A 12,187-nucleotide genomic window follows, 5' to 3' on the forward strand; every position below is an offset into this window, starting at 1 on the left:
TAATTTACCAAACGAGTACAGATGCACCCCAAGTCAGTCCGCCTCCGAACCCAACCATCAAGATGGTGTCGCCGGCTTTCATGCGTCCTTCTTCAGCAGCCTCCACCAGTGCAAGCGGGATCGATGCAGCGGAAGTATTGGCGTATTTGTCTACGTTGACAACTACCTTCTCTTCCGGAAGCTCAAGTCGCTGCATGGCGGATTGAATGATACGAATATTGGCCTGGTGAGGAACAAACAGATCCACGTCTGTGCGTTCCAAACCTGCTTTACGAAGAACCTCATCCGTTGCTGTTCCCATAACACGCACGGCAAATTTGAACACTTCACGACCATTCATGTAAATGTAATGCTTTTTATTTTCGACAGTCTCTGCGGATGCAGGCAGACGGGAACCGCCACCTTCCAGTTGAAGCAGGCCGCCACCTGCACCTTCGGCTCCAAGGTCAAACGACTTGAATCCACGACCCTCAGGAACTTCGCCAATAACCACTGCGCCTGCTCCGTCACCAAACAATACGCATGTGTTACGGTCTGTATAGTCCGTGATCCGGGATAGACAATCCGCACCAATAACAAGCGCGTTGTTATACATGCCACTTTGGATAAAGCTGGTTGCTGTCGCAAGGCCATATACAAACCCTGAACATGCAGCAGACAAATCAAACGCCGCAGCGCCTTTGGCACCGAGCTTATCCTGCAGAATGCAGGCCGTAGACGGAAATGCCGAATCCGGCGTAATTGTTGCTACGATAATCAAATCCAGATCACTGCCTGTCATTCCAGCAGACTCAAGTGCCTTAATAGCTGCTTCGTATGCCAGGTCCGAAGTCGCCTGCTCTGGAGCTGCGATATGACGTTCCTTGATTCCAGTGCGGCTGACGATCCACTCGTCATTGGTATCCACCATTTTTTCAAGGTCACTGTTTGTCAATATTTTCTCAGGCACATATTTTCCTGTACCGATAACCCCTACCGGGCGCAAATTATTCATGTCGTCACTCACTTCCCGCTAATTTCCTTAGATATGCTCTCTACCAGTTGGTTCTGCACTGCAATTCTCGCTTGGCGAACAGCGTTTTTGATCGCATTGCCATCCGCTGATCCATGGCTCTTCACAACCAGTCTGCTCAAACCGAGAAGCGGCGCACCGCCATGCTCGGTATAATCCAATTTCCGTTTCAGACCGCGCAGCTCAGGCATGAGCACAGCAGCAGCCAGTTTGCTTTTCAGCGACGATGAGAACTGTTCCTTAAGCAATGCGAAGATGGCCCCCGCTGTGCCTTCCAGTGATTTCAGCAATATATTGCCGGCAAACCCGTCACAGACAAGAACGTCACAAGCACCTGTAAGTACATCGCGTGCTTCCACGTTACCGACGAATCGAATCGGCAGCTGCTCCAGGAGCGGGTAAGCGTGCTTCGTTAGTTCATTCCCTTTGCCTGGCTCCGTTCCGACATTGAGCAACCCCACTCTGGGTGAGTCTACGCCTTGCACTTTCTGCCGATATAAGCTACCCATAAGTCCATATTGTGCCAAATGTTCGGGCTTGGCATCCATATTCGCACCCAAGTCAAGCGCAAGCACGCCAACATCATCTATCGTTGGAATCATTGGCGCAAGCGCCGGGCGTTCAATGCCTTCCATGCGGCCCACCACGAGCAGCCCTGTTGTCATGAGTGCTCCGGTATTGCCCGCAGAGATCATCGCATCCGCTTCGCCTTCCTTAAGCATGCGGCCCGCGACCACCATGGAGGCATCCTTTTTGCGACGAACCGCCTTAACGGGTTCATCATCTGAACCGATCACTTCCGAAGCGTGACGAACAGACAGGTTAGCCGGCTTCGCAGCTGACTGATTCAAAAGTGGTTCCAGTTTAGCTTCATCGCCAACAAGCACGATCTGTGTATCTGCCCATTCCGCGGCGGCAGCAATTGCACCTTCTACCGTTGCCTGGGGTGCATGGTCGCCTCCCATAGCATCAATGACGATTTTCATTCCAGATGACCTCCCTCTAGGCTGTCTTCTCCACCAGAACGGTAGATGACAAAGTTGCCTTGAAACACCATTTCCTCACCCACATAGGTGAACACTTCAACTTTCGCTTTCCCCTTCTGACCCGAGATCGATCTCACATACGCTTTCGCAATACATTTCTCGGCTAGATGAACCGAACGGACAAATCGAATGTCGGCCGAAGCCGTCAATGCGATCTCGTCATTAATGACAGCGACTGCCAGGGAGTTAGCCTGGGCAAACACATAGTGACCACGAGCAATTCCCGTTCTCGAAAATACATGCTCTTCCTTGATCTCAAACAAGGAGATCCCGCTTTTGTCCAGCTGCAAATCTACAATATCACCGATTATCTCATGCAGAGGAAGCGAGCGTACCTGGTCATACGAACGCTCTGCCATCAGTTTCATTCGTTCACGAAGCTCAGGAATCCCCAGCTCCAGCCGGTCGAGGCGAATCGTTTGAATACTCACCTTCAACTGCCGTGTAAGCTCCTGATCCGTTACAAACGGATTGTCTTCGATCATTTTGGTCAATTGCTGCTGCCTCTGTCTCTTCGGTACACGTTCGATGCCTGACACCCCCCGCTGTATCGTTTAAGAAAGCGTCCCATGCCGGTCCGTTCTATATGTTTCACTTCGTTCTCTATAATTGAACCTCTGACCTCCAGAGGTTTTTCATCACACGAATTTATGGTTCTTGTCTATGTAACCCCAAATCTTAGAACCTGGTACTAAAGCATAGTATATCTCATCCTGTGTCAAAAAGAAAGACTGGGCGGGCAAAAACCATTCTGTGCTGAACAGCCACTCTCCTGCATTCTACTAATCTTTCTTCCTGAAACAGTTACCGAAGTCAGCCGATCCTTAATACGAACACCAATTTGAATATTCAAAAAAAGTAGTACCTCATCGAAATGAAGTACTACTTGATGTCTAACTATTATTGAGAGATGATCTCTCTTGCTTTGTACGTTCCGCACACTTTGCACACGTGGTGAGCAAGCTTCAATTCGCCGCATTGTTCACATTTCACCATGCCCGGTACAGCCAATTTAAAGTGAGTGCGACGTTTGTCGCGACGCGTCTTGGACGTTCTCCGTTGAGGTACTGCCATTATTCCCACCTCCTTATCAAAATCAACCTTTGCAGGTAGTTTGTTACACTAGATTTTCATTTTGCTCATTTAAAAAAATCCTTGAGCCCTGCAAGCCGCGGGTCGATAACTTCGTTATCGCAACCGCAGTCACCCTCGTTCAGCTCATGGCCACACTTTGGACATAGCCCTTTGCATGTATCGCTGCATAGCGGTATAAACGGTAGGTGCAGCAGAAAAGCTTCCTCGGCATATAGCTTCAGATCGATGTCCTCTCCATCCACATAGACAGTATCATCATCTTCAGGCAAGTCCTCCGGCTGTTTTCCCTGCTTGAATTGCTCATGAAAATCAATATGAAGATGTTCACTAATCGGCTTGAGACAACGTGAGCACAACATGTCCACTCCTGCTGACACTTTGCCATGAACATCCACCACGCCCCCCGTTGCTTGTTCTGCAGATAAATCCGCAGTCAGCGGGGTAACGGCTGTGATATCTTGTCGGTTAGAAATCAGTTCCTTAATATCCCACTGTTCATTAAACTGCAGGGGCCGGTCACTGATAGCCACTTTGCGAAATGGCAATAACATTTCCCATCACTCCAAACGAAACCAATTTCATAATTCATGTTAAATGCTTTACGGCAGTTATACAGATCAAGTCTGATGGTTATGCACTTCATATCTTGACTGTATGTATTCTGACGCTTCATCGTTAAAAGTATTATGAAATTGACTTAACAAACAAAAATCATTATACCGATTTTCCAAGACGTTTGTCAACACTTTTAACTTTACACCCTTTTGAAAGAGAAAGATACCCGAACGACAAAAACACTCTACAGCATTATAAACTTTCTCTCCGCCATACGACAAGTTAATCCTTTTGCTTGCATGACAGACACATTTCTTTAATTTTTCGTGTGATGTAGATCACACGTCCCCCTTTTGACCCTATCTATACTTGCTATATGCCACGCACAACAGTTAATGGCGCAAGGTTCTCCATCTAATTTGTCAATCCATTTATGGGAGGAAAAATCCATGTTAAGCGAAAATACCATTCAAGTAATCAAATCTACAGTACCTGTACTTGAGGTCCACGGTGAGGCCATTACCAGCCATTTCTATAAAACAATGTTTACACACCATCCTGAACTGCTGAATATTTTCAATCACGCTAACCAAAAACAGGGACGTCAACAGGCCGCTCTTGCCAATATGGTGTACGCTGCTGCCCTGCATATTGATAATCTCGCCGCGGTCCTACCAGCCGTGCGCCAGGTCGCGCACAAACACCGCAGTCTCGGCATTGCCCCGGAACAATACGAAATCGTGGGCACGTATCTGCTGAAAGCGATCAAGGATGTGCTCGGTGATGCTGCGACTGAGGAGATTATTGCTGCTTGGGCTGACGCTTACAATGTCATTGCAGGTGTCTTTATCGGATTGGAGAAGGATCTGTACGCAGCGAGCGAAAACCAGAACGGTGGCTGGGAAGGTTTCCGAACTTTCCAAGTGGCCAAAAAAGTAAAAGAAAGCGACCTGATTACTTCATTTTATTTGATACCAACGGACGGCAATTCCATAGCGACATATCAACCCGGACAGTATATTAGCCTTCGGATGAAACCTGAGGGAAACACGTATGCACAAATCAGACAATACAGCCTTTCGGACGCTCCCGGAAAACCGTATTACCGTATCTCAGTTAAACGTGAGAGCGCTCGGAATGAACGACCGGACGGTGTTATATCGACGTATCTGCATGATCATATCACCGAAGGGGACTTGGTCGAATTGTCTGCTCCTGCAGGCGATTTCACACTGAACACGGAGGATACACGCGATGTGGTGTTATTAAGTGGTGGGGTCGGACTCACGCCGATGATCAGCATGTTAAATACATTGGTTGACAGCCATGTCCGGCGTTCAGTCATTTTTGTTCATGCTGCACTAAATGGCGAAGTCCATGCTTTCCGGGATCATGTAAATGCAATGGCAGAACTGCATGAGGACATACGCGCATTTTATTGTTATGCACAGCCAACGCCAGAAGACCGTGCACAATCACGTTTTCACAGAGAAGGTTATGTGGATGCGTCCTGGCTGTCACAGATTATCCGCGAGCCGCTGGGATCCCATTACTATTTGACCGGTTCTGTCCCCTTTATGCAGACGATTTATGCGGCACTATGCGAGATTGGCGTTTCACCTGAGAATATTCATTATGAGTTCTTTGGTCCCAAAACAAACCTGATTCCGGCATCCGAAGTTATTTAATTTTTCAAGAAGAAGAACAATAAAAGATTAGCAGAGTCTCACCGAAGGCATGGGCCGTATTCATTTGAATGCGACACCGTGCTTTTTTCCATTTTCTTAAAGCTTTTCATTTGAATAAGAACGCTCGTATCCCCTATTATTAAACAAGACGTTCTGCTCAGCGAAGCAGCAATGATAATCATCCACCATTTCGAATGAAATTCCAGTCAGGACTTGAAGATATACCATTGTCATTGAAAGGAGTACCCGCTGATGAAAGCTGTAGGTGTTATTGTTGAATATAATCCGCTGCATAACGGACATGTCTATCACTTGATGGAGGCCAAGCGACTTAGCGGAGCAGATGCCGTTGTGGCCGTCATGAGCGGCCCTTTTCTCCAGCGCGGGGAACCCGCCATTGTGGGGAAAAGGGCTCGTACGGAGATGGCGCTGCACGCAGGCGCCGATCTGGTGATTGAGCTGCCGGTTGCTTATGCCGTACAACCGGCCGAATGGTTTGCCTTCGGTGCAGTCTCGCTGCTGCACCGTACCGGGGTCGTGGACTCGCTCTGCTTCGGCAGCGAGTCCGGCGACCTGGACAGCCTGCAGCGCATTGCGCGCGTGCTGGCTGTGGAACCCGCAGGGCTGGGCGAGGACATCGCGCGCCGCCTGCGGGAAGGCGCCAGCTACCCCGCCGCGTACGCAGGCGCGGCGGCAGCGCTGGCGCCCGGCGGCGTGGACGAGGACGCCGCCGCTGCACTGCTCGGGCAGCCCAACAATTCGCTTGGGCTGCACTACCTGATCGCGCTGGAACGACTCGGCAGCGCGATCCGGCCCTTGACGACGGCACGTACAGGTGCCGCGTATCATGAGGCGACGCCCGGACCGGGGGCGATCGCCAGTGCAACAGCCGTCCGCCGCCTGCTGATGGCGGACGGTCCCCAAGCCGCCGCACCATATGTGCCGGCGGCAACCCTTGCCATTCTGCAGCGCGAATGGCAAGCGGGACGCGCTCCCGTGCACTGGGAGCGCTTTACCCAGCCGCTGCTGCACATCGCGGCAACCCGTCGTGCCTCCGAGCTGGCAAATATCGCCGAAGTCACGGAAGGATTGGAGCACAGGCTGCTCCGCGCACTCGCTCAGCTTCCGGAGCCATCGGTCGAATCGCTGCTGGACGCGCTCAAAACAAGACGGTACACGCGCACCAAGCTGCAGCGTATGCTGACCCATATTTTGTTGAATCATGCCAAAGCGGAGTTCACCCCCGAGCTACTAGCCGAAGGCCCGGGTTATCTTCGTGTCCTTGGATTTAACGCACAGGGCCAACATCTGCTGAAACATATGAGAACGGCTTCGTCCCTGCCTGTTGTCATGAAGCCATCTACCTTCACTCACAATCAGCTGGAGCTTGATGTGCAGGCACAAGCAGCGTATGCGCTCTCCTATGAGCGGACGGACACACGGGCCATGTACAGCGACTATTATGAACCGCCAGTTCGATGCTAAGCTTTGTACAATAACATGCTAAAAGCTTCTTATCAAAAAATCCCCTATGTCTTGTCGTTTATTCAAACGATCGCATAGGGGATTTCCGTTTGTTTACTCTGATTCTTCCTTGATAATGCGCTTGTTCCAGATCATTCTCAATTACAACCTTATGATTTGGCAGACAATGTTTTCAGATAAGCCAAAGCATCGTCAACCGTACTCACTGGAACCAACTTCATTTTGGTCCCAATCTGTTCCGCTTTGGCTTCGGCTTCCTGATAATTCTGTTTCGGAACGAAGAAAATCTCCGCCTCTTTTCGATCCGCAGCTACGATTTTATGCACCACACCACCAATTGCACCGACTACGCCTTCCTTGGTGATGGTGCCCGTGCCCGCAATTCGGTGACCTTGAGTAAGGTCTCCCGGAGTAAGCTGATTATAAATTTCCAGTGTAAACATCAACCCGGCCGAAGGACCACCCACCTGAGTATCCGTGAAAGTAATTTGTTTATTCGAATCCTCGGGCTTCACTTTCTGAACGGTCCCGATCATTACACCCAAGCCTGGCCGGGTTTCACCCGTTTTGCTGTCTTTTACTTCAATCAGCTTCACATCACGGCTAATCGTCTCGCCTCCGCGTTCCAATTGCATTTCTACCGTATCTCCCACTTGTTTATCCTTCAACTGGGCAGATAATACCGTGTTATCCGGTGTAGCTGTTCCGTCCACGCCCAGGATAATATCGCCAGGAGCAATATCTCCCTGTGGCTTCGGATCCTCTGACAAACCAAACACGAAGATATGCTCAGGAACGATGGAATACTTTACCCCCGCCTGCTCATAAGCCGCTTCCATGGCGGAAGATTGGGAATCACTCATGAACCATACCTGTTCGGCGGAGTACTCTGCTTCCGTTTTGCCTTGCAGGCGATCTTCCTTTTTGTCAATTTGCATATTTCGGTTAAACAGGGACGTACCTAGCAAAAACACATTGGCATATGTTGCCGACACCGTCGTCATCATGAATACACCGCGTTCTTCCTGGTCCCCATCCTTTACCGTAACCATCGGTTTTACTTCATCCGCGCTGCCAGGCATATAGATAATATATGGCGTTGGCATATACACTGCAACATAAACAACCAGAGCTACCACGATCACAAAGATCGAAGCTCTGAAGCCGCCAGATTTTCGAATCCGATTCATCGCATGAGCCCCCGTTCTTTGCGTTTCTTCCATAATTATAAGTCTAACATCCTCATTCTCACGCATACAATGGTACAGGCCGGATAGGCCGCAGGTTTCTGTCGCTTGTCCGGTCAAGGCCGAACCGTCCCCTGGACGTCATTCGGCCGTCCAATCCGATTACTGCAGCCGAATGAATCGGCGCTATTTCATATGAGGTGAAACGATGACAATGCAGACCGAGGTTACAGGATCCAACCCAATAAGGTCGGTACTACTTAGTACCGGCGCTTTGTTACTGGTCGTCGCTGTAGTGGTATCTCCGAAAGATGCCTTCGATGCCTCCATTCAAGGATTGGACATCTGGTGGAAAATTATTTTTCCGGCCATGCTTCCATTTTTGATGCTGTCGCAAATGCTCACTGCATTTGGGTTTACGGACGCTCTCGGCGTCTTGCTGGGACCACTGATGCAGCGTTGGTTTCGCCTTCCCGGCGAAGCTGGACTAGCCCTTGCCGTCGGCATGTGCGGAGGATTTCCTGCAGGAGCGGACACGGCGTCGCGTTTGGTTCGGGATCAACAAATAACCGGCAAACAGGCCATTATTCTGGTCGCAGCAGCTCATTTCGCCAATCCGATGATGATCATTTTGGTCATAGGTGCCGCTTTTCTTCACCAGCCTGGTGCCGGATACTTTCTGCTTATGATTCATTGGCTCAGCGGCTGGATAGCCGCCATCGTTGCCATTCGGTTTAATCCCGGTCGGCAAAAACAGGAGAACAGCTCCAGCCCCCCCAAGCTCAACCCGGATCATGGGCTTTGGTTTCAAATGATGAGCGCCGCCCGTGAAGCCCAAGCACGAGACGGTCGTGGATTCGGCAAACTGCTGGGTGACACCGTGTCTCATGCAGTACAAACGCTGATGATGACCGGTGGTTACATGATCGGTTTTGCCGTATTTATACGACTTCTGGGTCTTTATCTCACGCCCGGCAGTTCGGTTGCCCTCTGGCCTTCTGTGTTGGAGCTGCATTTGGGCACATACCAATTAAGTCAAACGCCTTGGGCACCCGTGCTTACGATTTCCCTGATTGCTGCTGTTCTTGGTTGGGGAGGATTGTGCTCCCATTTACAAGTCTCCGCTGTGATGAAATCCGCCGGAATGGCAGCCAAGAGCATGATCTATTTTGCTGCGGTACGTTTAATTCATGCGTTGATTGCCTTCACCCTAAGTGTCTTCCTCTGGATCCCCTTCAGCCGCTACAGCACAGAGGCATGGGCTCCGTTCTGGTCTTCAGCGCGCCCGGATGAGACCACTCTGCTACCAATGCAATCTCAGCTTGAAGGCAACAACGCTGCGGCGGAAATTTTATGGAGCAGCTTCCCCTCAGTCTGTATCGGACTTGCGATTATTCTTGCCGTTATGATCAGCCTGTCCGGCTTGACCCACTGGGTTAACCGCCGTTTTTCTCGCTGATTTTCCGGCGAAGTGCCGTTTCCACTTCCGGGGACACCAGATCGGTTACATCTCCATGGTAATGAGCAATTTCCTTGACGATACTGGAGCTTAAATACGAATATTTCGGATTGGTCATCATAAAGATGGTTTCCGCATCCGGGTTCAGCTTGCTGTTGGTGGAAGCAAGCTGCAGCTCGTATTCAAAATCAGTCACGGAGCGTATGCCACGTACGATAACCTGAGCTTCCTTTTGCCGAACATAATTGGCTGTCAGATCACGGAAGCTATCCACTTCCACATTAGACAGATGGCCTGTAACTTCTGTAATGAGCGCTTTACGCTCTTCCACCGTGAACAGTGGATTTTTGCTCATATTATTCAGTACAGCCACGATGACGCGGTCAAATTGCTTGGACGCCCTGGCGATAATGTCCAGATGGCCCATCGTTACAGGATCAAAACTCCCGGGATATACGGCAATCCGTTCCTGCCTGTGTATCATTTCAGTCATGAGGAGCCTCCTCTTCTGCTATGCTGTTTTCTCCATCAATCGATGCCTCAGGTGCATAATCATAGATGGACACAGCTGTCTCCCCATACACAGCCTTGCGCGTTTGTTCAAACGGGCCGAATTGCTCAGGGTAACTATATTTGGATTCATATTCAAGCACGATCGTCGCTTCCGGCTTAAGCAGTTCAAGTTCATGCATCGTAAGCATCAGCTCATCCCCGTTTTTCATCCGGTAAGGCGGATCGAGAAACACCAGATCAAATTGTGTCGTTCGCTTGGCAAGCGCCTTTAACGCACGACCTGCATCATTACGGTATATAGCTGCCTGATCCTCCAGCTTGGTTGCCTTCAGATTGGCGCGGATCACTTCAATACTTTTGGATTCCAAATCAACAAAAACAGCCTTGTCCATGCCGCGGCTCAGCGCCTCAATTCCGAGACCACCACTACCCGCAAACAAATCCAATGCTGTACCGCCCTCAAAATAAGGGCCAATCATGCTAAACAGCGCTTCCTTCACCTTGTCGGTGGTCGGACGTGTTCCATTGCCAGGAACAGCCTTCAGCGGTCTGCCTTTCGCACTCCCGGATACCACTCTCACTGATGAGTCACCTTTTCTCTCTATGTAAGTTTATTGATACAGCTATCGTACCACACTCGGGTTCAGTTTGAAAAATAGTCTAACTTCATTCATTTCAAAAAATTGTTGACCCGTTGTTGACGCATATGTATAAAAAGGAAACATTTCGGCCATTCTATAATTATCGACATCACAAGTGTCGTAGACAACCGCGGAGAAGACTTACGTTTCCCCATAAGCTCTTCGTCCGGTTTCTCCTCTCCCATGAAAAATAGGCCCTCGAAAGAGGGCCTGTTTTTATTTGCTTTCAAATATGTATAGAAACATTAGTAAGACTGTATGCCTTCTTCAATAAGGTGTTACGACTTCTTCCACTTCAACATCTGTTTCCGGCACCAACCAGCCGATTTCTTTGAGCCAAACTTCCATGTCATTCAGAAACGCTGCATGATCCAAATTTGCTATTTTGTATTTCTTTATCTTCTCACTCAAAAAAGCATAAAAGGAATGACCTAACTCAACCCGTTGCCTTCTTTTACTGAACTCTTTGTAACGGTCCTCGCTGACCGTCATGTCAAAATAAATCACCTGCTCCTTTTTGGCATATCTGACCGAAGATTTTCGTTCATATTCTTCCGGCAGGCAGCGAAAAACAAAGAACAGCTCGATATCACATGCCGGATACTTCATTTCAGCTTGTTCAAAAACAGGCTGTAATTCGTCAGATAGTGAGGCAACGGATGTTAAACCAGACGTGTCGGATGTTTTGCCCAGTTTCAAATTCCCCCACCTCCTTGATGCTCCGGTTTTCCATTGTCGTTCATCTCCCGGTATTTCCGATTGGAGCGCCGCAAGTTAACCATGGAGACCAGCAGAAGAACTACCGGTAAGAATAAATTCCAATTCTGCTTGATTATCATCACAATACTGAAGAACACAATCGCGAGCCAAACCAATATTTCAATAGCCTCAGCCTTGGTTAGCGTAAGCTTAAACGCTTTTTTGGAGATGAGACGAACGAGGTAATACACAAGCACAGCATAGAACACACCCATACCTAGGATTGCGACTAGAGCAATTAACATTTCCATGAACATGCCCCTCTCACCTCCAAATTTGTTTTACCTTAAGTTCCTTTATTTTACCATATAAGAAAATGTGTGTCTCAAGTTAGACTCCAAGACATATTTTGCGTTTCCATGTTATTTCTCTTCCGTAATAACCGTTGCGTTGTAGATCACAACACGTTTCCCATCCAGGTCAAACAGCACTTTATTTCCGTATTCCGTATCCTGCACATCGATTTTCCCCTCATACGTCTGAATCAGTTCCCCAGAGTCACTGTATACCTTAACTACGCGTTCCAGACCACCGGAATTATTGGATCTCATCGTTTTCAGCGCCCGCTCCCCCGAAGCCGTATTAAAATACCAGATAAAACACCCCACAATGATGCCAAGCACAGCCAGTACGGTAACCCAAACACCTGCTTTTGCCTTTCTGCTCATATTGATGCCCCTCCTTCAATCCATGTCTCCTACAGTACGAAGCAGCTTCGACAGCGGTTTCACGAAATACGATTCTCCA

The 12,187-nt window shown here is 49.1% G+C and carries 14 protein-coding genes; 3 read left to right on the top strand and 11 right to left on the bottom strand.

What is annotated here, in order from left to right; translation table 11 throughout:
* Positions 1-4: 4 nt before the first annotated feature.
* From ABGV42_RS10105 to ABGV42_RS10125, 5 genes are all read right to left on the bottom strand, one after another.
* On the bottom strand, positions 5-994 hold the full coding sequence (locus ABGV42_RS10105; RefSeq protein WP_347381544.1) for a beta-ketoacyl-ACP synthase III: 990 nt from the start codon (positions 992-994) through the stop codon (positions 5-7).
* A gap of 8 nt (positions 995-1,002) precedes the next feature.
* On the bottom strand, positions 1,003-1,998 hold the full coding sequence (gene plsX / locus ABGV42_RS10110) for a phosphate acyltransferase PlsX (protein ID WP_347381545.1): 996 nt from the start codon (positions 1,996-1,998) through the stop codon (positions 1,003-1,005).
* The gene (gene fapR, locus ABGV42_RS10115) at positions 1,995-2,543 is read right to left on the bottom strand and encodes a transcription factor FapR (protein WP_239299296.1); all 549 of its coding nucleotides are present in this window, start codon (positions 2,541-2,543) and stop codon (positions 1,995-1,997) included. Before fapR ends, plsX begins: the two co-directional genes overlap by 4 nt.
* Before the next feature lie 415 nt (positions 2,544-2,958).
* Entirely contained in the window at positions 2,959-3,132 is a 174-nt protein-coding gene (gene rpmF / locus ABGV42_RS10120; RefSeq protein WP_090923906.1) for a 50S ribosomal protein L32, read from the bottom strand.
* A 65-nt stretch (positions 3,133-3,197) separates the two neighbouring features.
* Entirely contained in the window at positions 3,198-3,704 is a 507-nt protein-coding gene (locus ABGV42_RS10125; RefSeq protein ID WP_347381546.1) for a YceD family protein, read from the bottom strand.
* Positions 3,705-4,157: 453 nt separating this feature from the next.
* Here ABGV42_RS10125 and hmpA point away from each other — a divergent pair, with 453 nt between their 5' ends.
* Positions 4,158-5,396 (top strand): NO-inducible flavohemoprotein, encoded by a 1,239-nt coding sequence (gene hmpA / locus ABGV42_RS10130; protein ID WP_347381547.1) that lies wholly within the window; start codon positions 4,158-4,160, stop codon positions 5,394-5,396.
* A 252-nt stretch (positions 5,397-5,648) separates the two neighbouring features.
* On the top strand, positions 5,649-6,881 hold the full coding sequence (locus ABGV42_RS10135) for a nucleotidyltransferase (protein WP_347381548.1): 1,233 nt from the start codon (positions 5,649-5,651) through the stop codon (positions 6,879-6,881).
* A gap of 149 nt (positions 6,882-7,030) precedes the next feature.
* Here ABGV42_RS10135 and ABGV42_RS10140 read toward each other — a convergent pair whose 3' ends face one another.
* A complete protein-coding gene (locus ABGV42_RS10140) occupies positions 7,031-8,071 on the bottom strand; it encodes a SepM family pheromone-processing serine protease (RefSeq protein ID WP_347381549.1) in 1,041 nt (346 codons plus the stop codon).
* 205 nt (positions 8,072-8,276) lie between these two features.
* Here ABGV42_RS10140 and ABGV42_RS10145 point away from each other — a divergent pair, with 205 nt between their 5' ends.
* Positions 8,277-9,527, top strand: coding sequence for a nucleoside recognition domain-containing protein (locus tag ABGV42_RS10145; protein ID WP_347381550.1), 1,251 nt, complete (start codon positions 8,277-8,279; stop codon positions 9,525-9,527).
* Here ABGV42_RS10145 and coaD read toward each other — a convergent pair.
* The 5 genes from coaD to ABGV42_RS10170 form a co-directional block, all read right to left on the bottom strand.
* The gene (gene coaD / locus ABGV42_RS10150) at positions 9,505-10,011 is read right to left on the bottom strand and encodes a pantetheine-phosphate adenylyltransferase (protein ID WP_095358817.1); all 507 of its coding nucleotides are present in this window, start codon (positions 10,009-10,011) and stop codon (positions 9,505-9,507) included. The two genes, ABGV42_RS10145 and coaD, sit on opposite strands and share 23 nt — an antisense overlap.
* A 1-nt stretch (position 10,012) precedes the next feature.
* Positions 10,013-10,621, bottom strand: a complete 609-nt coding sequence (gene rsmD, locus ABGV42_RS10155; protein WP_110822635.1) for a 16S rRNA (guanine(966)-N(2))-methyltransferase RsmD — start codon at positions 10,619-10,621, stop codon at positions 10,013-10,015.
* A 327-nt stretch (positions 10,622-10,948) separates the two neighbouring features.
* Positions 10,949-11,380, bottom strand: a complete 432-nt coding sequence (locus ABGV42_RS10160) for a hypothetical protein (RefSeq protein ID WP_347381551.1) — start codon at positions 11,378-11,380, stop codon at positions 10,949-10,951.
* Positions 11,377-11,691: a hypothetical protein gene (locus ABGV42_RS10165; RefSeq protein WP_347381552.1), complete on the bottom strand. Its 315-nt coding sequence runs from the start codon at positions 11,689-11,691 to the stop codon at positions 11,377-11,379. Before ABGV42_RS10165 ends, ABGV42_RS10160 begins: the two co-directional genes overlap by 4 nt.
* Before the next feature lie 111 nt (positions 11,692-11,802).
* Positions 11,803-12,108 carry a hypothetical protein gene (locus ABGV42_RS10170; RefSeq protein WP_347381553.1) on the bottom strand — a complete coding sequence of 102 codons (306 nt, stop codon included), beginning with the start codon at positions 12,106-12,108 and terminating at the stop codon, positions 11,803-11,805.
* Between the last annotated feature and the right edge of the window lie 79 nt (positions 12,109-12,187).

This window comes from Paenibacillus pabuli, assembly GCF_039831995.1.
GTDB classification, from domain to species: domain Bacteria; phylum Bacillota; class Bacilli; order Paenibacillales; family Paenibacillaceae; genus Paenibacillus; species Paenibacillus pabuli_C.